21 protein-coding genes are annotated in these 21022 nt (G+C 59.7%); 8 read left to right on the forward strand and 13 right to left on the reverse strand.

All coding sequences use genetic code 11. The annotated features are described in order from the left end of the window. Positions 1 to 113: 113 nt before the first annotated feature. From A3C3_RS0117895 to A3C3_RS43765, 5 genes are all read left to right on the forward strand, one after another. Positions 114 to 1100, forward strand: a complete 987-nt coding sequence (locus A3C3_RS0117895; protein WP_022715952.1) for an ABC transporter ATP-binding protein — start codon at positions 114 to 116, stop codon at positions 1098 to 1100. Further along, positions 1097 to 2065, forward strand: coding sequence for an ABC transporter permease (locus A3C3_RS0117900; protein WP_022715953.1), 969 nt, complete (start codon positions 1097 to 1099; stop codon positions 2063 to 2065). Before A3C3_RS0117895 ends, A3C3_RS0117900 begins: the two co-directional genes overlap by 4 nt. Beyond that, the gene (locus A3C3_RS0117905) at positions 2055 to 2870 is read left to right on the forward strand and encodes an ABC transporter permease (RefSeq protein WP_022715954.1); all 816 of its coding nucleotides are present in this window, start codon (positions 2055 to 2057) and stop codon (positions 2868 to 2870) included. The genes A3C3_RS0117900 and A3C3_RS0117905 overlap by 11 nt, the downstream gene beginning before the upstream one ends. A 13-nt stretch (positions 2871 to 2883) precedes the next feature. Beyond that, a complete protein-coding gene (locus tag A3C3_RS0117910) occupies positions 2884 to 4311 on the forward strand; it encodes a gamma-aminobutyraldehyde dehydrogenase (protein WP_022715955.1) in 1428 nt (475 codons plus the stop codon). Positions 4312 to 4419: 108 nt separating this feature from the next. Further along, positions 4420 to 4593 carry a DUF1328 domain-containing protein gene (locus A3C3_RS43765; protein ID WP_022715956.1) on the forward strand — a complete coding sequence of 58 codons (174 nt, stop codon included), beginning with the start codon at positions 4420 to 4422 and terminating at the stop codon, positions 4591 to 4593. Positions 4594 to 4609: 16 nt separating this feature from the next. Here A3C3_RS43765 and A3C3_RS0117920 read toward each other — a convergent pair whose 3' ends face one another. Together A3C3_RS0117920 and tal are read right to left on the reverse strand one after the other, a co-directional pair. Next, positions 4610 to 5278 (reverse strand): DUF1345 domain-containing protein, encoded by a 669-nt coding sequence (locus A3C3_RS0117920; RefSeq protein ID WP_022715957.1) that lies wholly within the window; start codon positions 5276 to 5278, stop codon positions 4610 to 4612. A gap of 92 nt (positions 5279 to 5370) precedes the next feature. Continuing rightward, positions 5371 to 6336 (reverse strand): transaldolase, encoded by a 966-nt coding sequence (gene tal / locus A3C3_RS0117925; RefSeq protein WP_022715958.1) that lies wholly within the window; start codon positions 6334 to 6336, stop codon positions 5371 to 5373. A gap of 324 nt (positions 6337 to 6660) precedes the next feature. Here tal and A3C3_RS0117930 point away from each other — a divergent pair, with 324 nt between their 5' ends. Then, positions 6661 to 7647 carry a sugar-binding transcriptional regulator gene (locus tag A3C3_RS0117930; RefSeq protein WP_022715959.1) on the forward strand — a complete coding sequence of 329 codons (987 nt, stop codon included), beginning with the start codon at positions 6661 to 6663 and terminating at the stop codon, positions 7645 to 7647. Here A3C3_RS0117930 and A3C3_RS0117935 read toward each other — a convergent pair. Then, positions 7638 to 8510: a methylated-DNA--[protein]-cysteine S-methyltransferase gene (locus tag A3C3_RS0117935; RefSeq protein ID WP_022715960.1), complete on the reverse strand. Its 873-nt coding sequence runs from the start codon at positions 8508 to 8510 to the stop codon at positions 7638 to 7640. The two genes, A3C3_RS0117930 and A3C3_RS0117935, sit on opposite strands and share 10 nt — an antisense overlap. Positions 8511 to 8579: 69 nt before the next feature. Further along, entirely contained in the window at positions 8580 to 9077 is a 498-nt protein-coding gene (locus tag A3C3_RS0117940; protein WP_028739751.1) for a DUF2244 domain-containing protein, read from the reverse strand. Between A3C3_RS0117940 and nth the strand changes: the two genes are divergently transcribed. Further along, positions 9076 to 9879, forward strand: a complete 804-nt coding sequence (nth, locus tag A3C3_RS0117945; protein WP_028739752.1) for an endonuclease III — start codon at positions 9076 to 9078, stop codon at positions 9877 to 9879. The genes A3C3_RS0117940 and nth overlap by 2 nt on opposite strands. 27 nt (positions 9880 to 9906) lie before the next feature. Here the strand turns inward: nth and A3C3_RS0117950 are convergent, their stop codons facing one another. Further along, the gene (locus tag A3C3_RS0117950; RefSeq protein ID WP_022715963.1) at positions 9907 to 10620 is read right to left on the reverse strand and encodes a sulfate transporter family protein; all 714 of its coding nucleotides are present in this window, start codon (positions 10618 to 10620) and stop codon (positions 9907 to 9909) included. Positions 10621 to 10853: 233 nt separating this feature from the next. On the opposite strand from A3C3_RS0117950, the gene A3C3_RS0117955 reads away from it, so the two are divergent. Further along, entirely contained in the window at positions 10854 to 11708 is an 855-nt protein-coding gene (locus A3C3_RS0117955) for a MurR/RpiR family transcriptional regulator (RefSeq protein ID WP_022715964.1), read from the forward strand. On the opposite strand, the gene A3C3_RS0117960 is transcribed toward A3C3_RS0117955, so the two are convergent. The 8 genes from A3C3_RS0117960 to A3C3_RS0117995 all read right to left on the reverse strand — a co-directional run bounded on the left by A3C3_RS0117960 (position 11705) and on the right by A3C3_RS0117995 (position 20918). Then, positions 11705 to 13288: an FGGY-family carbohydrate kinase gene (locus tag A3C3_RS0117960; RefSeq protein WP_022715965.1), complete on the reverse strand. Its 1584-nt coding sequence runs from the start codon at positions 13286 to 13288 to the stop codon at positions 11705 to 11707. The two genes, A3C3_RS0117955 and A3C3_RS0117960, sit on opposite strands and share 4 nt — an antisense overlap. Next, positions 13288 to 13977, reverse strand: coding sequence for an HAD family hydrolase (locus A3C3_RS0117965; RefSeq protein WP_028739753.1), 690 nt, complete (start codon positions 13975 to 13977; stop codon positions 13288 to 13290). The genes A3C3_RS0117960 and A3C3_RS0117965 overlap by 1 nt, the downstream gene beginning before the upstream one ends. A gap of 94 nt (positions 13978 to 14071) precedes the next feature. Next, positions 14072 to 15553, reverse strand: a complete 1482-nt coding sequence (locus A3C3_RS0117970; RefSeq protein WP_022715967.1) for a mannitol dehydrogenase family protein — start codon at positions 15551 to 15553, stop codon at positions 14072 to 14074. Between the two features lie 102 nt (positions 15554 to 15655). Continuing rightward, positions 15656 to 16654, reverse strand: coding sequence for an ABC transporter ATP-binding protein (locus tag A3C3_RS0117975; protein ID WP_022715968.1), 999 nt, complete (start codon positions 16652 to 16654; stop codon positions 15656 to 15658). Between the two features lie 18 nt (positions 16655 to 16672). Then, a complete protein-coding gene (locus tag A3C3_RS0117980; RefSeq protein WP_022715969.1) occupies positions 16673 to 17503 on the reverse strand; it encodes a carbohydrate ABC transporter permease in 831 nt (276 codons plus the stop codon). Position 17504: 1 nt separating this feature from the next. Next, entirely contained in the window at positions 17505 to 18377 is an 873-nt protein-coding gene (locus tag A3C3_RS0117985) for a carbohydrate ABC transporter permease (protein ID WP_028739754.1), read from the reverse strand. Between the two features lie 132 nt (positions 18378 to 18509). Then, a complete protein-coding gene (locus A3C3_RS0117990; protein ID WP_028739755.1) occupies positions 18510 to 19820 on the reverse strand; it encodes an ABC transporter substrate-binding protein in 1311 nt (436 codons plus the stop codon). 144 nt (positions 19821 to 19964) lie between these two features. Beyond that, positions 19965 to 20918: a sugar-binding transcriptional regulator gene (locus A3C3_RS0117995; RefSeq protein ID WP_022715972.1), complete on the reverse strand. Its 954-nt coding sequence runs from the start codon at positions 20916 to 20918 to the stop codon at positions 19965 to 19967. Positions 20919 to 21022 lie beyond the last annotated feature (104 nt).

Consider the following 21022-nt stretch of genomic DNA (forward strand, 5'->3'; position numbering starts at 1 on the left):
TCCGAAACGCCCCGAGAGGCGAAAGCATCGCCGCGAGTCCCCTTCCCCGCGCTTGCCGGGAGAAGGTGCCCGGCAGCAAGGATGAGGGCATCATGTATAACTCGGAGACCCCAATGACACCCGCCGTCCGTTTCCAGCAGGTTTCGCGCCATTTCGGCCAGGTTCGCGCCGTCGACGGCGTCGATCTCGAAATCGCACCAGGCGAGTTCTTCGCGATGCTCGGTCCGTCGGGCTCGGGAAAGACGACCTGCCTGCGTCTGATCGCCGGCTTCGAACAGCCAACGGATGGGCATATCGAGATTTTCGGAGAAACGGCAGACGGTGTCCCGCCCTACCGCCGCAACGTCAACACCGTCTTCCAGGACTACGCGCTCTTCCCGCATCTCAACATCCTCGACAACGTTGCCTACGGGCTGATGGTCAAGGGCATCGGTAAGGCAGAGCGCACCAGGGCGGCCGAACAGGCGCTGGAACTGGTGAAACTTCCGGGCTACGGCGCCCGCCGCCCCGGCCAGCTCTCCGGCGGCCAGCGGCAGCGCGTGGCACTTGCCCGCGCGCTCGTCAACAAGCCGAAAGTCCTGCTGCTCGACGAGCCGCTTGGCGCTCTTGATCTGAAGCTGCGGGAGCAGATGCAGGAAGAATTGAAGAGCCTTCAGCGCGCACTCGGCATCACCTTCGTCTTTGTCACCCACGATCAGGGCGAGGCGCTCTCCATGGCAGACCGCGTCGCCGTCTTCAACAACGGCGGCATCGTGCAAGAGGGTACGCCGCAGGATATCTACCGCCGCCCGAAGACACGCTTCGTCGCCGATTTCGTTGGTTCCTCGAATGTCATCGCGCCAGATGTAATGACGTCGCTCGGCGGCGAAAACCGCTGGGCAAGCCTGCGCCCCGAAGCGATCCATCTCTCCGGCGACGGCATGGAGGCGGCGGTCGAAAACACCAGTTTCCTTGGCGCCGCGTATCGCCTGACGGTCGCCATGAGGGGCACACGTCTGCATGTCACACTACCCGCAGGTGCCAATGTGCCGGATATCGGCGCCAGCGTGCGCCTCGCGTGGCAGCCGGCCGAGGTGCATTACATGGATGATGCAGCATGACAGCGCTCGCCCTGACAAAACCTGGCGTTACGACCTCCATTTTGCCCGGCCGCGGCGGATTCTTCGGTGGACTGTCGGACGCCTTCTGGCGCCATCCGAAGCTACTGCTTTTACTGATGCTGACGCCGCCGCTCCTCTGGCTCGGCATCATCTATATCGGCTCGCTGATCGCACTGCTGCTGCAGAGTTTCTTCTCGATCGACGATTTCTCCGGCTTGATCAACTACGAGTTCACGCTCGCGACCTATGCTGAGCTTCTGAACCCCGCCAATTTCGACATCATCGTCCGTACCGTCGTCATGGCGGTCATGGTGACGATCGCTTCCGCCGTCATCGCTTTCCCAATCGCCTATTACGCTGCGCGCTATGCGCAGGGAAATTGGAAGGCGTTTTTCTATCTCGGTGTCATGCTGCCGCTCTGGTCGAGCTATCTCGTCAAGGTTTACGCCTGGAAGCTGATCCTCGCCAAGGAAGGCATCCTCACCTGGATATTCGCCAAATTGCATCTCTCGTGGCTGCTCGACGCCATTCTTACGCTGCCGGTCGTCGGCGGCAATTCCCTTTCGGTGAGCTATCTCGGCACTTTCGTCGTTTTCGTCTATATCTGGCTGCCCTACATGATCCTGCCGACGCAGGCCGCTCTCGAGCGCGTGCCTGCAAACCTGATCGAGGCCGCCTCCGATCTCGGCGCCACGCCGGGCCAGACCTTCCGCACGGTGCTGTTCCCGCTGGCGCTGCCCGGCATCGTCGCCGGCTCCATCTTCACCTTCTCGCTGACCCTCGGCGATTACATTATCCCGCAGATCATCGGTTCTTCCCGCCTCTTCATCGGCCAGGCGGTCTATGCGCAGCAGGGCACCGCCGGTAACGTGCCGCTCGCCGCCGCCTTCTCCGTCGTGCCGATCGCCATCATGGCCATCTATCTCTGGCTTGCAAAAAAACAGGGGGCTTTCGATGCGCTCTGACCGTGGACACGGCTCCCCTCTCGCCCTGAAGATCGCAGCCGCGAGCGGCCTGCTTTTCCTGCATCTGCCGATCCTGCTGATCTTCGTCTATGCCTTCACCACCGAGGAGAAGAGCTACCAGTGGCCGCCGCCGGGGCTGACGACGCAGTGGTTCAACGTGGCCTGGAACCGACCTGATGTCTGGGCAGCCCTCGGCCTTTCTGTGCAAGTCGCCTGCATCGCCACTGCTATCGCCCTGGTGCTCGGCACGCTTTGTGCTGCCGCCGTCAGCCAGACGAAGTTCTTCGGCCGCGAGGTCATCTCTTTGCTCGTCATTCTGCCGATCGCCCTTCCCGGTATCATCACCGGCATTGCGCTGCGCTCGGCCTTCAGCCTGTTCGACATCCCGTTCTCGGTCTGGACGATCGTGCTTGGCCACGCCACCTTCTGCGTCGTGGTCGTCTACAACAATGCGGTCGCCCGCTTCCGCCGTACCTCCGGCTCACTGATCGAAGCTTCGATGGACCTCGGCGCCGACGGCTTCCAGACTTTCCGGCACGTCATCCTGCCGAATATCGGCACTGCGCTACTTGCCGGCGGCATGCTTGCCTTCGCGCTCTCCTTCGACGAAGTCATCGTCACCACCTTCACCGGCGGCCAGCAATCGACGCTGCCGATCTGGATGCTCGAAGAACTCATCCGCCCGCGCCAGCGCCCGGTGACCAACGTGGTCGCCATGGCCGTCGTGCTCGTCACCTTCCTGCCAATCCTGGCAGCCTACTACCTCACCCGCGACGGCGACCAAATCGCCGGAGCCGGCAAATAAAAGGGAGAACGTCATGGACACCCAGATGCTGATTGGATCCCGCTTCGAAACGGGCACGGAAACGGAAGAGCGCATCCTGAACCCGAAGACGGGTGAGACGGTGCTGAATCTGCCGGAAGCCTCATTCGGCCAGATCGATGCCGCTGTGGAAGCCGCCGGGAAGGCTTTCAAGAGCTGGTCGCAGACGACACCTTCCGAACGCTCCGGCTATCTGCTGAGGATCGCCGATGCCATAGAGAAAGACGGTCAGGGCTTTGCCACGCTCGAAGCATTGAACTGCGGCAAGCCGATCAACGCCGTGCTCAACGATGAAATCCCGGCGATCGTCGATTGCTACCGTTTCTTCGCGGGCGCTGTCCGCAACCTGCACGGTCCGGTCTCCGGCGAATACCTGCCTGGTCACACCTCGATGATCCGCCGCGACGCAATCGGCATCGTCGGCTCGATCGCGCCTTGGAATTATCCACTAATGATGATGGCCTGGAAGCTGGCACCCGCGATCGCCGGCGGCAACACCGTCGTCTTCAAGCCTTCCGAACAAACGCCGCTGACGGCTCTGAAGATGGCGAAACTGCTCGCTGACATCCTGCCCGAGGGCGTCGTCAACGTCATCCTCGGTCGCGGAGAAAGTGTCGGCAATGCGCTGATCAACCACCCGAAGATCGCCATGGTCTCGATCACCGGCGATGTCGCGACCGGCAAGAAGGTGCTGCAGGCGGCCGCCAAGTCCGTCAAGCGCACGCATCTGGAACTTGGCGGCAAGGCCCCCGTCATCGTCTTCGACGACGCCGATATCGATGCAGTCGTCTCAGGCATCCGCACCTTTGGTTACTACAACGCCGGCCAGGACTGCACCGCCGCCTGCCGTATCTATGCTGACGCCAAGGTCTACGACAGGTTCGTCGCCGATCTCTCCTCGGCGGTTTCCTCGATTAAGTTCAACCAGGCCGAGGACACTGAAAACGAGATCGGCCCGTTGATCTCCAAGCGCCAGCGCGACCGCGTCGAAAGCTTCGTCACCCGCGCTGCCGAGCACAAGCACATGGAAATTACGACCGGCGGCAAGACCTCAGGCGACAAGGGTTTCTTCTTCACGCCAACCGTCATCGCCGGTGCCACGCAGGATGACGAGATCGTCCGCCGCGAAGTCTTCGGCCCGGTCGTCTCCGTGACGCGCTTCACCGACGTCGAGGATGCCGTCGCTTGGGCGAACGACAGCGACTATGGCCTTGCCTCCTCCGTGTGGACCAAGGACATCAGCTGCGGCATGAAGACGGCCGCGCGCCTGCAATATGGCTGCACTTGGATCAACACGCATTTCATGCTGGTCAACGAAATGCCGCATGGCGGTCTCAAGCAATCCGGCTACGGCAAGGATATGTCGGTCTATGCGCTTGAGGATTACACCGCCGTCCGGCACGTGATGATCAATCATGGTTGAGTAATTCCGACCAGCATCAGTTGTGATCAAGACCGTCGCAGACACCTGCGGCGGAACAATTTGGTGTTTCCTGCGTCCTCTTGTGTATCCAACGCAGAGGAAACATCCATGCTCAAATGGGCTCTCATATTTCTCGTCATTTCGCTGGTTGCCGGGTTCTTCGGTTTTTCCGGCATCTCAGCCGCCACCGCAACGATCGCGCGTGTTCTCTTCGGCATCGCCCTCGTCATCTTCCTGATCTTCCTGATCCTGGCGCTGATCGCCGGCCAAGCGGTTCTCTAACAACAGCGTGGCTTGCCTAGAGCAGGCTCGCTCCGACATTGATCGCGAGTGCCAGGATCGTCGTATTGAAGAGAAACGACAGCACTGCATGAAGCAGCGCGATCTTGCGCATCGTCATCGTGGAGACGGCAACATCAGCGGTCTGCGCCGCGACGCCGATCGTGAATGAGAAGTAGAGGAAGTCCCAATAGACAGGTTCTTCGATCCTGTCCGGAAAAATCAGGCCTTCGCCCTTGTCAGGTCCACCGTAAAATCGATGGGCGTAGTGGATGGTGAAGAGCGTGTGGAGGAAAACCCAGGAAACCAGGATCGTGACCACTGCCGCGCAGGCTCTGGCGAAGGCGACATTGGGTGGCGCTTCTTTCACGGAATGCAGCTCGAGCCCAATGCCAGCGATGCTTGCGAGCGCCGCCGCGATCGACAGGAAGAGTACGAACGTGTCGGAAAAATCCAGATCTTCCGCTCGCTTCCTGATATCCGCGACTGTCGCCCGAAGCATCCTTCGCCAACTGACACACGTAAAGACGATGGCCGTCACGTTCCAGCCGACCAGCACATTCTTGGCGTTCACATCCCGGGAGGTGAGAAGCAGGAAAACGACCAAGCCCGCGATGAAAGCAATGATGATGCTCATATGCCGGACGGCATAGGTCATTATCGAACTGCGCTGATCGTCACCCGCCATGTCTTTCCTCAGGCTTTATGCCATTGATATCAGCACGAAAAAGGCGCGGCCGCCATTGGCAACCGCGCCTTTCAACCGTTTCTATGAAGACGTCAGGCAGCAGCGAGCTGCAATTCCTTCTGGACCATCGTGCGAAGCGCCGTCAGGTCCTTGGCGAAGGCGCGAATGCCTTCGGCAAGCTTTTCGGTTGCCATCGCATCTTCGTTCATCATCCAGCGGAAGGTCTTCTCGTCGATTTCGATCCTCGGCTCGGCTTTCTTCGTCTCCGGCGAGAGCTTGCGGACCAGTGTGCCCTGATCGTTGGCGAGTTCGTCGAGCAGCGCCGGGCTGATGGTCAGGCGGTCGCAACCGGCCAGCGCTTCGATTTCACCGGCGTTGCGGAACGAGGCGCCCATGACGATCGTGTTGATGTCATGCGCCTTGTAGTAATTGTAGATGTCACGGACAGACTGAACGCCCGGATCCTCTTCCGCAGTGTAATCCTTGCCGGTCGACTTCTTGTACCAGTCGAGGATGCGGCCGACGAAGGGCGAGATCAGAAAAGCCTTCGCATCGGCGCAGGCAATGGCCTGGGCCTTGGAAAAGAGAAGCGTCAGGTTGCAGTCGATGCCCTCCTTCTGCAGTACTTCCGCGGCGCGGATGCCTTCCCAGGTCGAGGCGAGCTTGATCAGAATGCGGTCGCGCTCGATGCCGCGCTCCTTGTAGGAGGCGATGATGCCGCGCGCCTTGCCGATTGATGCTTCAGTGTCGAAAGAAAGGTCAGCATCGACCTCGGTCGATACGCGACCCGGCACGAGCTTCGACAAGGCGGCGCCAACGGAAATCGCAAGACGATCGGCAACAGCTGCGGCAACCGCATCGCTGTTTCCGCCCTGTTTCTTGCCCCAGGAGACGGCTTCCTTGATTGCATCGGCAAACATCGGCGTTCCGAGCGCCTTCAAAACGATGGTCGGATTGGTCGTGCAATCCACCGGCTTCAGGCGGGCGACAGCCTCGATATCGCCGGTATCGGCGACGACCGTGGTCATGTCGCGGAGTTGGTCAAGCTTGGTTGTCATTGGTCAAAATCCCTTGTGAACTCGAACTGCTAACTTGAGCTGCGGACCGGCGCGAGCTCCGCCCGGCAATGAGGTAGTCTACAGACAGATGAGTTTGCTGCAGGCGAAAACGCGTGCCTTCCCATGTACCCGCACATTGTCCTCCTCGGACAAACGACTGTGTCGGAAATGACTATCGCCATCCCGAAAAGAGAAAGTCAAGGACATTTGTGCATTTCAATTGACATAAGTGTCACGCCCGTCATTATCGCTAGGAACAAGGAAAGTTGCCCTGCTTTTTCCGCCTCCGGATGCAAGTAGGGTGAAACTCAAGCAGGAGAAGATGTGGTCAAGCTGAAACGCGGCACGCACACGGCTTATTCAGAAGCCTCGTCGCTGAGGCTACGCGCCGCGTGGCTCTACTACAATCAGGGCCTGACGCAGAAGGACGTCGCCGAGCAGCTCGGCATAAGCCGCACGACGGTCATCCGCTTGCTCGACGAGGCCATGAAGCGCAGCGAGGTGCAGATCTGGATCAACGATTCGATCGGCGACTGCGTCGAGCTTTCCGTGAAGCTGGAGCGCGCCTACGGGCTCGACGAGGCAATCGTTGTCCCCGCTCCCGTCAGTTCCGACGTCGATAGTCTCGCAAAGAGCGTCGGGCTCGCGCTCGGCCAGTTCCTGTCCGAGGCGATCCCCGACGACTATACGATCGGCGTCGGCTGGGGGCGCACGATGACGGCTTCGCTTTCGAGCTTCCGGCCGCCCCGCCGCACCAATTGTAAGGTCGTCTCGCTGCTCGGCGGCATCGTCGCCGTGCACCAGACAAACCCCATCGACTATACGTGGCGGCTGGCAAGCCAGCTTGGCGCCGAGTGCTACATGTTCCTCTCGCCCCTGCTCGTGGATTCGGTCGAGACGAAGCGCAATCTGATCGAGAAATGCGGACTGGACACGATCTACCGGCTGGCGGAAGACCTTGATCTTGCGATCGTCAGCTGCGGCGACATCGGCCCGCATTCGACATCTTTGTCGGAAGGCTGGATTTCCAAGGCGGAGTTGCAGCAGCTGATCGAGGCCGGCTGCGTCTGCGACACGATGTTCAATTTTCTGGACAAGGAAGGCAACACCGTCGATCACTCGATCAACAGCCGCGTGATGTCGGTCGATCTGGACACCCTGACGAAGGCACGGCACATCGTGCTCTCTTCAGGGGGCGCACACCGCGCCGTCGCGATCCGTGCCACCATCCGGCGCATCGGCTGCAACACGCTGATCACCGACGAGAGCGCCGCAAAGGCGCTGCTCGAACTAGCTGAAACTCATGCCTGACCGGCTTCCCACCCCAGTATCGCCCGTTTGCGGGTGAGACCCCAATGGTAGCCCGTCAAGTCGCCATTTTTCCCGAGCGCACGGTGGCATGGCACAACGAAGGAGATCGGATTGCGTCCAATCGCAGCACCGACTGCGCGCGATGCCGTCGGCTGGCCGATATCTTTAGCGATGTCCGAATATGTCATCGCTTTGCCCAGCGGAATCTTCAAAAGGCTCTCCCAGACGCGGACCTGAAAATCCGTGCCGATGAGCACGACGCGCAACGGCTGGTCTGCAGACCACTTTCCGGGCTCGAAAATGCGCTCTGCGTAAGGCGTGGTTGCCTGCCGATCTTCGACATATTGGGCATTCGGCCAGCGGCAGGTCATGTCTTCGAAACAGGCGGCCTCGTCACCGAGATCGCTGAAGGCAAGGCCTGCAAGGCCGCGATCGGTGGCCATGACCAGCGCGACGCCGAAGGGCGACTGGTGGAAGCCGTAGCGGATCGTCAGGCCGCCGCCCTTTGCCTTCCACTCACCGGGTGACATGGCCTCATGGGTGACGAAGAGATCGTGAAGACGGCTTGGACCGGAAAGACCCACCTCGATCGAAGTTTCAAGCAGCGGCATGTCTTCCTTGCGCAGCAACCGCTTGGCATGATCGAGCGTGACTGCCTGCAGGAAGGCCTTGGGCGAAAGTCCGGCCCAGCGGGTAAACGTCTTCTGGAGCTGCGTCGGCGACTGGTTGAGCCGCGCGGCAATCGCCTCCAGCGACGGCTGGTCGCGATAGTCCTCGGTGATAAGTTCGATGACCTGACGGACGGTCTCGTAGTCCGGACCCTCCGGCGTGGTGTCTCTGTTCAGATTGGCGATCATATTCATCGTTCTTCTCCTTGTAACAAGGAGATAGTCAAGGGGAGGACCGCAAGCCACCCGTTTCTTGCGCAACGTTTAAATACGCTGCTTGACTGTCGCAAGCGCGCCTTTGAAGGCCTTGGCAAAGCTTTCGCGATCATTCGGATTGAGGAAGGAGCCGATATCCGTCCGCCGGCCCTCGCCAAAAATATGCATGGAAAGAATGCCGATTTCCTGGTGGCGGCGGACGAGGAAACGCGCCCAGAAGGGATTGAAGTGATGCTCTACCATGCGTCCGGAAGGCGCGAACTTGCGGATCGCGACATCGGTGCGCGAAACGGTCACTTCCTCGCGCGCCCTGCCGGAGCGGTAGTTGAGCCAGAAGGCACCGTAGAGCAACGCGAAATCCAGCCCGAAGAAGAAGCCGATCGGCCAAGCGCCGGTAACGACGAAGAATATCCCATAGAGGAAACAGACGGCACCGGAAATCAGCAGCAGCACCCTGAAACCCTTGCGGCCGAGCGACCGGTAAGGGAAAAGTTCGGCTGCAAAAACAGGCTGTTCGTTCGCCCGCCCGGCGTTGCTTTCCGTCATGGCTGATGAGTATAGATTGTCGATGCCCGAACCGAAACTCAAATCCGTCCGCAAATCACCGCAAAACTCGAAAGTGATCACCCGCCGCAAGGCCGTCCCGGTGCGCACCGCGTATTCGCAAGCCGAGCGCGAGGAGATATTCCGCCGCTTCTCGATCCAGCGGCCGGAACCCAGAGGCGAACTGGCACACACCAATCCATTCACGCTCGTCGTTGCCGTGGCACTCTCCGCCCAGGCGACGGATGCCGGTGTCAACAAGGCGACGCGGGCGCTTTTCAAGGTGGCAGATACGCCGGAGAAGATGTTGGCGCTCGGCGAGGAACGCCTTCGCGACTACATCAGGACGATCGGCCTTTACCGCAACAAGGCGAAGAACGTCATGGCGCTTTCGCAAATGCTGGTCGATGAATTCGGCGGCGAGGTTCCGCAAAAGCGTGAGGAACTCGTGCGCCTGCCGGGCGTCGGCCGCAAAACAGCGAACGTGGTTCTATCAATGGCCTTCGGCCAGGCGACGATGGCGGTTGACACGCACATCTTCCGCATCGCCAATCGCATCAAGCTGGCGCCGGGAAAGACACCGGACGAGGTCGAGGACCGCCTGATGAAGGTGATCCCCAGTCACTACCTTTATCATGCCCACCACTGGCTGATCCTGCACGGCCGCTACACGTGCAAGGCGCGCCGCCCGGAATGCGAGCGCTGCGTGATCGCCGATCTCTGCAAATCGCCGGAAAAGAGCTGCGATATACCGGCGCCGCTGGTCGAGCTACCACCGCAGGTGATGGGCGAGGCCGTCGAATAGGCAAACCATCGGCCTCCTCAAACTGATTTACCGGTGAAAACCGAGATCCCGTTGGGAAATCAGCTTGTAGAGATGAACCATCATGCCCGCCGCAAAAAGCGGCGTCAGCAGATTGAGGAAGGGGATGGCCAGGAAAGCGGCGATCACCAAACCGCCGAGAAAGACGGTAGAAGCGTGCTTTGCCCTGAAGAGCCGGGCCTCCTCCGGCGAACGGAAGCGCATGGCGGCGAATTCGAAGAATTCCCGGCCAAGCAGATAACCGTTCACCAGGAAGAAGGCGATCAGGTTCACGCCCGGGATGAAGAGCAGGAGGAGGGCGACAATATTGCCGGCGATCACCACGCCCAGGAACTTGAGTGAACTCACGATTGCCGGGCCGATCGGCATTGCCGTTCCCGGGGTATCCTCGGGATAATCCCGCTTCTCCACCACGTCTGCCACGTCATCGAGAAAAAGCCCGGCAATCAGCGCCGTCACGGGCGACAGCATCAGCGCCAGGCCCAAGGCAAGACCGATGCTTGCGAGGATGACAAAGACGAAGCTCAGCCAGCCGGCCCAATCCGGAATTTCCGGAAAGAAGCCCGCGATCCACGGAAACAGCAAAGCCATGAACAGGCTTCGCAGCACGAACCAGAGCCCAATGAGAACCAGGATCGTAAGCCCCAGCACCTTCCAGAAAACCGACCGGGTTTCCCGTGCAAACAGGTTGAAAAACGCAAGGCGCGCGGCATCGAGGATCATTCTTCGCATCTCCAGGTTATATCTGCGCATGTAGGAATCTCAACGCCCGACGGCAAGTCGAAATAAAACTACATGCAACGATGGAAAACTTGTCTAAAATAACACACTAATATATAGTCTATAGTATTCGATATAAACTTGAGCCTAGGACGCAGCTTCCGGAAATAGTTGCAACGGCAAGTCTCGCCAATAGCGCATCCGCGAATTGCCTCTGGGAAGTCAGGGAGGCTGATGTGGAAGACTTTGTTCAGAAGCTCAGACACTATGTGAAGTCAGGCACGCCGGCCGAGCGCAGAATTGCGAAGTATTTTACCGAGCACCTGAACGACCTTCCCTTCGAGACCGCTGCCTCCGTGGCCGACAGGCTCGATCTAAGCCCGATGACGGTTGGCCGTTTTCTGCGCGCCCTCGGCTATCAGGGTCTCGACAGCGTCAAAGTCCATTTCCGTGAAACCGCAGTCACCTCTCCTGTCCAACTTCAAAATTCGCTCAACGAGTTGCAGACCGATGCCTCGGAAGGAAAATCGCTTGCCTTGCTCGTCACCGAGCAGATCCAGGCGCTGCACCACATCTACCATCTGACCGCACAGACGCACTGGGCCGAAGCCGTCGCGATGATTGGCATGGCGCGCGAAGTTTTCATTGCAACCCATGTACGGCTCGCGGGCTTCGCAACGCATTTCGCCCACCGGCTGACACGGTCCCGCGATGGCGTCCACGCACTGGACGGTTCGGCAAACCGCTTTGCCGAACTCTTCGCTCGCCCGAGCGGCGAAGGCGCCCTCCTGATCATCATCGATTGCCGACGCTTCGGCAAAGCGCGTCTGTTGGCGCGAACCGCGCGGCGCTATGGCTACAAGGTCGTGCTGATCACAACGGAAAACAGCGACTGGCTGCCCGACCAATCCAACGTCATGCTGGCGCTTCCGCCTGCCCGCTCGCCCGACGAGGACAACCTTCCTCCGTTGATCGCTCTTCTCGACTGTCTGTCGGAATCCGTCATTGCCGCCGCAGGCGAAGAGGCGCTCGAACGCCGGCGGCGAATGTCGGAATTCGGCACCATTCTCGGAGAAAGCGGCAATCGCTAGCTTATCGCGTCCAGTTCGGCGCGATGGCGATACATCGCGAGGAACCGCCGGTATTCGCGATCATACAGAGCCTGCTTCGTCGCGTCCGGCGCACGCTCTTCACCCCCGGGATACATTGCCACGCCGGCCGTCGGGAGATCCTTATGTAAGCCACAGGCAACAGAAGCTCCGATCGCAGTGCCCAGCAACACCGCCTCGTTCATCTTCGGAACGACGACCCTGCAGCCTGTCGCATCCGAATAAAGCTCCATCAGCACCGGGTTCTTCACATGCCCGCCCGCAACATGCAGCGTGTCCGGCACATAACCGAATTCCTTCATCTTTTCGAGAATATGCCGGATGCCGAGCGCAATGCCGACGGCCGTACGCCAGTAGAGCGCGCAAAGTCCGTCGAATGACGTATCGAGCGTCAGCCCGCTGATAGTGCCGACGGCGTGCGGATCGGCAAGAGGCGACCGGTTGCCGTGGAAATCCGGCAGCACGAAGATGCGCGAGCCGAGCGCGTCGCCTTCTTCGGCACGCAATTGCGCAATGCGGGAGACGATCTTCTGGTGCAATGCGGCGGTGGGCTCGCCCCCGGCAGCATGCATGCGCACGATATGCTCAAGCAACGCACCCGTCGCCGATTGACCGGCTTCAACAAGCCACGAATCCTGAAAGACGACCTCGTAGTAAGGTCCCCACATGCCATGACTTGGCTTTCGATCGCGGGAGAACGAAATGATGCAGCTCGAGGTTCCGGCAATGAGCGCCAACTGACGCTCAAGTTGCGCTGGGTCGGCCGCATAGCCGGCAAGCGTGCCGAGCGCGCCTGCATAGGCGTCGATCAGGCCCGCCGAAACGTGGCAATCCGTCGTCAGCCCGAGTGCCGATGCGGCCTCCTGGGTGAGCGTGCCGACGCTCGTGCCGACCTGTGCTGTCTCGTCGGGCAGACGGCCGCGCTCCTGGAGGTCTTCCAGGCCGATCTGCGCGAGAAAATCCCTCTGCCAGCCCTTTTCCTTGTGCGCCAGATAATTCCACTTCGCCGTCAGCGTGCTGCGCGAACGGGCAAGCGAGCCCGTCGCCTTCCATGTCATGAAGTCGGCAAGATCGAAGAAATAACCGGCATTCATCCAGGTGCCAGGCAGTTTCTTCTTCAGCCACATCAGCTTTGGCATCTCCATTTCCGGCGACATGAAATGCCCGCAATGATCGAGAACCGCATGGCCGGTTGCCGTGCAGAAATCAGCTTCGTTGAGCGCCCTGTGGTCGAGCCAGACGATCGTGTCGAAGCGCCTCTCGCCCCCCGTCGAGACGCTGATCTGCCCACCATCGACATCGCGGACGACGAGCGAGCATGTGCCGTCGAAGCCGATCGCACCGACAGACGCAGGAGCTGCACCCGATTGTTCCATCGCCTTTCGAACGACGATGCAGACCGCAGACCAGATATTTTCGGAATCATGTTCGGCATGATTTTCACGCGGTCTATTCATGATGATCGGATGTTCGGCCTTTCCGAGCAGGCGACCGCGGGCATCGAACACACCGGCACGCGCGCTGCCGGTGCCGACATCCACCGCAACCACATGATCATGCATCAAGGGTGAGCCCCATCCAGCTTTTGTTTCTGGATAAGGTGTATCAAATCCGGCATTGCGTCAAACACGCGTTCCGGCGAAAGCCGCTGAAGTTCTGCACGATAACCTGCAAAATTGGCATGTGAGCCGCCGGTAAAGGCAAAGACCGTCATGCCTGCGGCCTTGGCTGCCTCGATTCCTGCAGGGCTGTCTTCGATTACGACGCAGTTCTTCGGATCGACGTGCATTTCGCGGGCCGCATGCAGGAAGAGGTCTGGCGCCGGCTTTCCATTCTTCACCATCGAGGCGCTGAAGATGTTCGGTAGCTTGTCGATAAGGCCGGTGACGGTGAGCGACAGCCTGATGCGCTCGACCTGGCTCGACGAAGCGACGCAGCAAGGGATATCGAGCGCATCGATCGTCGCACCTATGCCTTCGATCGGTCTCAGTTCTTTCCTGAACCGCGCATAGAGATTGGTGCGGATGCGCTCGAGAAACTCGTCGCCGGCATGCACCTGATATTCGCTCTTCATCGTTTCGATGACGGTCGCGAGGCTCTTGCCGAGGAAGCGCCCATAGACCTCTTCCTCGGTGATCGGCACTCCGAGGTCGTTCATCGCCTCGACGAGCACGCTGACGGAGATCGGCTCGCTATCGACGAGGACACCGTCACAATCGAAAATGACCAGGCGTGTTTCAGAATCAGCCATGAAGACCAACCGGAGTTCGGTTCGGGGGGCGTTATCGGCTCGCGTATGGGCAAGCCGGATCAATGGCGGCAGGAATTGCCGCCATGTTGATTTCCTACACTGCAAGCTTGCCGTCGAGATAGAGCTGCAAGGTCGCGCGGGTCCCCTTTTCCCACAGTGTTTTCAGGGCATGTGCAAAACGCTTGCGGAACAACTCGGATTGCGACACCTCGCCGAAAATGTCGTCGAAGACGAGGAACGCCGCCGGATCGTCCTTTGCCTTCAGCGCGGCGGCATGGAGCCGGTCGGCACTAGCATCGTTGAAAACGATCTCCTTGCCGCTGTCGGTCGTGCCCGCGAAGTAACGGCACCAGAGAGCCGAAACCAGCGAAAGGCCGACGACATCCTTGCCCTGGCGCAGATTGTCGAGCGTGGATGGCAGGATGAATTTCGGCTGACGGTTCGAACCGTCCTGCGCCAGGCGCGGGATCGTGTCGGCGATCTTCGGGTTCAGAAGACGGTGTTCGATCAGCGCGAAATAATCCTTGAGCGACGTATTCGGCACCGGCGGCACGATCGGGATGATCTCGTCGTTTTCGAGCTTGGCGAGGAAGGCGCGGATCAGCGGCTCTTCCATCGCGTCATGCACGAAATGGATGTCCATCAACGCCGCCGGATACGCGATCGCCGCATGGCCGCCATTGAGGATGCGTATCTTCATATGCTCGTAAGGCGTGACATCCGGCACAAAGGTGACGCCGACTTTATCGAGCGCTGGCCGTCCGGCAGTAAACTTGTCTTCCAGCACCCACTGCTTGAACTCTTCACAATAGACGGGCCAGTTGTCTTCAATACCGAAAGTATCCGTCAGCAAATCGATCTCGCGCTGGCCCGTTGCCGGCGTAATGCGATCGACCATGGCATTCGGGAAGGCGACATTCGCCTTGATCCACACGGCAAACGCCGGATCGGAAAGCTCCGCCATACCCAAGACGGCGTTTCTGGTGACGGCACCGTTATGCGGAATGTTGTCGCAGGACATAACGGTGAAGGGCACGATGCCCTTTTCCTTGCGTGCCTTGAGACCGGCAACGATAAGGCCGAAAACGGTTTTCGGCTCGGACGGGTTTTTTCCGTCCGCAGCAATCGCCGGATGCGATGGATTGAATTTGCCGGACGCGTCGATGAAGTACCCGCCCTCGGTGATCGTCAGCGAGACAATGCGGATTGCAGGATCGGAGAGCTTGGCGACGATGGCTCCGGAATCGCCGACCGGCAGGATGTCGACCATCGGCCCCGTGACACGCGCCGCCGTCTTGTTGTTGTCCTGCTCCACGACCGTCGTCAGGAAGTCCTGCGCGGCAAGCTTCTCGCGCATTGCGGCGTCGGAAGGCAGCATGCCTGCGCCGATGATGGCCCAGTCGTGATCCTTTCCTTGATTGAAAAGATCATCGAGGTAGATGGCCTGGTGGGCGCGGTGGAAATTGCCAACGCCGAAGTGCACGATGCCGGCCGTAAGCGACGCTCGGTCATAAGCCGGGATTTCGGCCGTTTTAGCCGCATCGGTAAGCGTTGCCAGCGATAATTTGCACGTCATGTTTCAGTCCTCTTGAGGTCTTGCGAAGCGGATCGGCCGCTCTGCGCTCAGCAAACCGGACGCTTTGCCCGGCCTGCATTCTCACCCCGCCCGGCATTTGTCTCAGATGGCGAGACCGCCCTCGTTGAATTTATGGATACGCGTCTTGTCGGGCGTCAGGTAGACGGTGTCCCCGGCCTTGGCCGGGAAATCGCCGCCACCGCGTGCAGTAACCGAGCCGATACCATCGACGTCGATATGCAGGAACGTGTCGGAGCCGAGATGCTCGGCGACGATCACCCTGCCCTTCCAGTCGCCGCTTTCGGTCGAAAGCAGCACATGCTCCGGACGCACGCCGATCGTATGCGCATTCAGCGCAGCCGCATTCTGACCGGTGATGAAATTCATCTTCGGCGAGCCGATGAAACCGGCAACGAAGAGATTGCGCGGGCTCTTGTAGAGCTCCAGCGGCGAGCCCACCTGCTCGATGTTGCCGCGGTTCAGCACGACGATCTTGTCGGCCATTGTCATGGCTTCCACCTGGTCGTGGGTGACGTAGACCATCGTCGTCTTCAATTGCTGGTGCAGTTCGCTGATTTCGATGCGCATGTTGACGCGAAGTGCGGCATCGAGGTTCGATAACGGCTCGTCGAAGAGGAAGGCCGATGGCTGGCGCACGATGGCGCGACCGATCGCGACACGCTGCCGCTGGCCACCGGAAAGCTGGCGCGGCTTGCGCTCCAGGTAATCCGTCAGGTTCAGGACGCGTGCGGCATCGCTTACCTTCCTGTCGATCTCGGTCTTGTCCATGCCCGCCATCTTCAATGGGAAGGCGATATTGTTGCGCACGCTCATATGCGGATAAAGCGCATAGGATTGGAACACCATCGCAAGCCCGCGCTCGGATGGCGCCTTTTCGGTCGCGTCCTTGCCGTCGATGACGATCTTGCCGCCGGAAACGTCCTCCAGCCCGGCGATCAGCCTGAGCAACGTGGACTTGCCGCAGCCCGACGGGCCGACGAAGACGACGAATTCGCCGTCCCGGATGTCGAGATCGATCGAAGGGATGACCTTGGCTTCGCCGAAGACCTTCGAAACGCTCTGAAGGGTAATGCTGCCCATGTTTCTCTCCCTGATGTCTTATTTCACCGCGCCGAAGGTCAGGCCGCGGACGAGTTGTTTTTGTGAGAACCAGCCGAGGATCAGGATCGGCGCGATTGCCATTGTCGATGCTGCCGAAAGCTTGGCGTAGAACAGACCTTCGGGGCTGGAGTAGGAGGCGATGAATGCCGTCAGCGGCGCGGCTTTCGAGGCGCTGAGGTTCAGCGTCCAGAAGGCTTCGTTCCAGGCCAGTATGATGTTGAGGAGGAGCGTCGAGGCAATGCCCGGTATCGCCATCGGCGTCAGCACGTAGATGATTTCCTTGGCGAGCGATGCGCCGTCCATGCGCGCCGCCTCGAGGATTTCGCCAGGGATTTCCTTGAAGTAGGTGTAGAGCATCCAGACGATGATCGGCAAGTTGATCAGCGTCAGCACGATCACCAGTCCCATCCGGCTGTCGAGCAGGCCGAAATTGCGGAACATCAGGTAGATCGGAATCAGCGCGCCGACCGGCGGCATCATCTTCGTCGACAGCATCCACATCAGCACGTCCTTGGTCCGCTTGGTCGGCGAGAATGCCATGGCCCAGGCGGCAGGGATCGCGATGATGAGGCCGATCAGCGTCGAGCCGAAGGAAATGATCACCGAATTCATGAAGTGGCCGAGATAGTTCGACCGGCTCTGCACCTCCGCATAACTTTCCGTCGTCCAGTGGAAGAACAGGAACTGCGGCGGCGAGGCAATCGCGTCGGCCTCCGACTTGAAGCTCGTAAGAAACGTCCACAGGATCGGGAAGAAGATCAGGATTGCCAGCGTCCAGGCGATCGCCGTCATGATCACCTTGCGTTGCGTTGTGACTTTTCTAGCCATCTCAAGCCTCCAGATTCTTGCCGACAAGGCGGACAAGGAAGATCGCGACGATGTTGGCGAGGATGACCGCAATGATACCGCCCGCCGAAGCGCCGCCGATATCGAACTGAAGAAGCGCCTGCGCATAGACGAGGTAGGTCAGGTTCGTGCTCTGCGTGCCCGGGCCGCCATTGGTGGTAACCAGGATTTCGGCAAAGACCGAGAGCAGGAAGATCGTCTGGATCAGGATCACCACCGTGATGGCGCGCGCCATATGCGGCAGAATGATATAGATGAATCTCGATATCGCGCCGGCGCCATCCATTTCGGCAGCTTCCTTCTGCTCCTCGTCCAGCGACTGCAGAGACGTGAGCAGGATCAGCGTCGCAAACGGCAGCCACTGCCAGGCGACGATCAGAATGATCGAGAACAACGGTGCGTTTGCCAGCCAGTCATAGGGCTGCAGTCCGAGCGCCTTGGCAAGATGCGCAAAGAGCCCGTTGACCGGGTTCATGAACATGTTCTTCCAGACAAGCGCTGCCACCGTCGGCATGACGAAGAACGGTGCAATCACCAGGATGCGCACGATGCCCTGGCCATAGATGTCCTGGTCGAGCAGCAAGGCGAAGGCGATACCGCCGACCACGGTGATGATCAGCACGCCGAGCACCAAAAGCAGCGTATTGGTGAGCGCTGCGAAAAAGGCCGGATCGGACAGGAAGTAGCTGTAGTTCAAAAAGCCGACGAAGCTCTCCATTCCCGGGCTGAGAAGGTTGTAGTTCAACAGTGAGAAGTAGATCGTCATCGCAAGCGGGACGATCATCCAGGCGAAGAGAAGCACGACGGACGGTGCGATCATCATTCGCGCTGCGGAGCGGGTGTGTAACGTTGCCATGGCGATGACCGATCCTGTTTCGAGGGGCGTCTGGCTGCAGGGCAGCTAAGAAAAAGGGGCCGCCGACGCTATTCGGGCATTCGGCGGCCCAGAGGGGTGGGAGGTCAACAATCCCACCGTCTCAGGAGGTTATTATTTGATGTAACCAGCCTTGGTCATTTCGCGGGTCGTCAGTTGCTGCGCGCTCTGCAGCGCTTGGTCGACCGAGACCTGGCCGGCGAGAGCCGCGGAGAACTGCTGGCCGACGGCCGTGCCGATGCCCTGGAATTCCGGGATCGCCACAAACTGGACGCCGACATAGGGAACCGGCTTTACGGTGGGCTTTGTCGGGTCAGCCGCATTGATGGAGTCCAGCGTCATCTTCGCGAAAGCCGCAGCCTTCTGGTATTCCGCGTTCTCATAGAGCGAGGTACGCGTGCCGGGAGGTGCGTTCAGCCAGCCTTCCTTCTCGGCGACGAGCTTGGTGTAATCCTTGCTCGTTGCCCAGGCGACGAACTTCTCAGCTGCTTCGACCTTCTGCGAGCTCGCCGGGATGGCAAGGCTCCAGGCCCACAACCAGTTGCCACGCTTGCCGAGACCCTTGTCGGGCGCCAGTGCAAAACCGACCTTGTCGGCAACCTTCGATTCCTTCGGGTTGCTGACGAAGGAGGCCGCAACGGTGGCGTCGATCCACATGCCGCACTTGCCGGTCTGGAAGAGCGCCAGGTTTTCGTTGAAGCCGTTCGATGAAGCGCCGGGAGGGCCGGCTTCCTTCATCAGGTCGACGTAGAAGGTGAGCGTGTCCTTCCACTCCGGCTGGTCGAACTGGGGTTTCCAGCTCTCATCAAACCAGCGGGCGCCGAAGGAGTTCGACATCGCCGTCAGGAAGGCCATGTTTTCGCCCCAGCCGGCTTTGCCGCGCAGGCAGATGCCGTAGATTTCCTTATCCTTGTCGGTGATCTTCTTCGCAGCGTCGGCGATGAAGTCCCAGGTCGGCGCGTCGGGCATCTTCAAACCGGCGGCGTCGAAGAGGTCCTTCCGATACATGACCATCGAGCTTTCACCGTAAAACGGCGCCGCATAGAGCTTGCCGTCTACAGTCAGGCCGCTGCGAATGGCCGGCAGCAGGTCATCGGCGTCATAGTCGGCGCCCAGGTTGTCGAGCGGCTGGAGCCAGCTCTGCTTTGCCCAGATCGGGACCTCATAAGTGCCGATCGTCAGAACGTCGTACTGGCCGCCCTTGGTCGCGATGTCAGTCGTGACCTTCTGACGCAGAACGTTCTCTTCGAGGGTAACCCATTCAAGGTCGATGTCGGGATTCTTCGCCTTGAAGTCATCCGTCAGCTTCTGCATCCGGATCATGTCGCCGTTGTTGACGGTCGCGATCGTCAGCGTTTCCGCCGAAGCCATGCCCGCAAACGCCAATGCTGAGCAGGCGCCCAGCAGAATAGTTCTCAATGTCATATCTTCCTCCCAGAAGATGGGTATGAGCATTCGCTTTGCTCGTGAGCAATTACTCACGACAGAGCATGGAATGTCAATTAGAATCGTTGCTGCGATTGCGAAACGACAAGCTATCTCATTGATTTTAAATTTGATATTTTTTGCTCAAGACGTGAGCAAAAAATCGGCAGTCTGTTCATCTGTGATCAGACTGTTGATTTGACGGCCAACAATTGCGGCCCTTATCGCCTTGAATTTGCGCTTGCCTTTGGCGATTCCAATGACTGTCGAGGTTTCGCGTGAAGGAATCGAGGCCGACGCGACGCGCTCGTTGATCGGATTATCGAGAAGCCTGCCCTGCTCGTCGAAAATCCAGCCGCAGATTTCGCCGACGGCCCCCTCGCGCATCAGCTCCATCATCTCGTCCTTCTCCAGGAAGCCGTCGACGCAGAGTGGGCCGTCGATGCCCAGTTCGCCAATACCGACAAAGGTCACATCGGCTTGTGCGCTGATTGCAAGCGTGTAGCGCACCAGTTGCTGGCCATGGAGCAATTCACGCTCCTTGGCCGAAGTGACGAGCACCGGCAGCGGCATCGGGAAGTGCCGCGCCTTCACCGCATCCGCCATGCTGAAGATGACATTGTAATAGGCGGCTGATCCGTCCGGCGTGATGTTGCCCGTCAGCGAAACGATGCGATGATTCGGACATTCGATCGTCGGCAGCTGATCGACGGCAGCTTTCAGCGTGCGGCCGGTTCCAACCGCGAGCACGATCGGATCCGGCCGCTTGAGCCATCGCTCGATCTCAGCAGCCGCCGCTTCGGCGATGCCGACCGTCCTCGATGAAGACCCCGGATCGCTCGGCACGACCTCGACATGCTTGAGGTCGAATTTCTTGCGCAGCTGGTTGGCGAGCTCGAGGCAGGCAGCAATTGGATGATCGAGCCGCACTTTGATGAGTTTTTCGGCGACCGCCAGCGACACCAGGCGCTGAGCTGATTGCCGCGAGATACCCATCGCAGAGGCGATCTCGTCCTGCGTGCGCCCAGCCACGTAATAAAGCCAGCCCGCACGCGCTGCGTCGTCCAGCCGTCCAGGTGTCTCGGTTCTTTTCGCCATTGAGGTCTACCGCGCGTAAAATGGGCCGGCTTTCTGCCGGACGAATATCTTTGAGTCTGTGCCGCGCCAGATCAGAACAAAATTGAGCAAAAGTCGAGTGCATT

The organism is Rhizobium mongolense USDA 1844 (assembly GCF_000419765.1).
In the GTDB taxonomy this organism is placed as follows: Bacteria; Pseudomonadota; Alphaproteobacteria; order Rhizobiales; family Rhizobiaceae; genus Rhizobium; species Rhizobium mongolense.

Bases quoted from the DNA above. Each gene is read 5' to 3' on its own strand.
- A3C3_RS0117895 (WP_022715952.1), top strand. From the start codon at position 114: ATGACACCCGCCGTCCGTTTCCAGCAGGTTTCGCGCCATTTCGGCCAG.
- A3C3_RS0117900 (WP_022715953.1), top strand. From the start codon at position 1,097: ATGACAGCGCTCGCCCTGACAAAACCTGGCGTTACGACCTCCATTTTG.
- A3C3_RS0117905 (WP_022715954.1), top strand. From the start codon at position 2,055: ATGCGCTCTGACCGTGGACACGGCTCCCCTCTCGCCCTGAAGATCGCA.
- A3C3_RS0117910 (WP_022715955.1), top strand. From the start codon at position 2,884: ATGGACACCCAGATGCTGATTGGATCCCGCTTCGAAACGGGCACGGAA.
- A3C3_RS43765 (WP_022715956.1), top strand. From the start codon at position 4,420: ATGCTCAAATGGGCTCTCATATTTCTCGTCATTTCGCTGGTTGCCGGG.
- A3C3_RS0117920 (WP_022715957.1), bottom strand. From the start codon at position 5,278: ATGGCGGGTGACGATCAGCGCAGTTCGATAATGACCTATGCCGTCCGG.
- tal (WP_022715958.1), bottom strand. From the start codon at position 6,336: ATGACAACCAAGCTTGACCAACTCCGCGACATGACCACGGTCGTCGCC.
- A3C3_RS0117935 (WP_022715960.1), bottom strand. From the start codon at position 8,510: ATGAATATGATCGCCAATCTGAACAGAGACACCACGCCGGAGGGTCCG.
- nth (WP_028739752.1), top strand. From the start codon at position 9,076: ATGGCTGATGAGTATAGATTGTCGATGCCCGAACCGAAACTCAAATCC.
- A3C3_RS0117940 (WP_028739751.1), bottom strand. From the start codon at position 9,077: ATGACGGAAAGCAACGCCGGGCGGGCGAACGAACAGCCTGTTTTTGCA.
- A3C3_RS0117950 (WP_022715963.1), bottom strand. From the start codon at position 10,620: ATGATCCTCGATGCCGCGCGCCTTGCGTTTTTCAACCTGTTTGCACGG.
- A3C3_RS0117960 (WP_022715965.1), bottom strand. From the start codon at position 13,288: ATGCATGATCATGTGGTTGCGGTGGATGTCGGCACCGGCAGCGCGCGT.
- A3C3_RS0117965 (WP_028739753.1), bottom strand. From the start codon at position 13,977: ATGGCTGATTCTGAAACACGCCTGGTCATTTTCGATTGTGACGGTGTC.
- A3C3_RS0117970 (WP_022715967.1), bottom strand. From the start codon at position 15,553: ATGACGTGCAAATTATCGCTGGCAACGCTTACCGATGCGGCTAAAACG.
- A3C3_RS0117975 (WP_022715968.1), bottom strand. From the start codon at position 16,654: ATGGGCAGCATTACCCTTCAGAGCGTTTCGAAGGTCTTCGGCGAAGCC.
- A3C3_RS0117980 (WP_022715969.1), bottom strand. From the start codon at position 17,503: ATGGCTAGAAAAGTCACAACGCAACGCAAGGTGATCATGACGGCGATC.
- A3C3_RS0117985 (WP_028739754.1), bottom strand. From the start codon at position 18,377: ATGGCAACGTTACACACCCGCTCCGCAGCGCGAATGATGATCGCACCG.
- A3C3_RS0117990 (WP_028739755.1), bottom strand. From the start codon at position 19,820: ATGACATTGAGAACTATTCTGCTGGGCGCCTGCTCAGCATTGGCGTTT.
- A3C3_RS0117995 (WP_022715972.1), bottom strand. From the start codon at position 20,918: ATGGCGAAAAGAACCGAGACACCTGGACGGCTGGACGACGCAGCGCGT.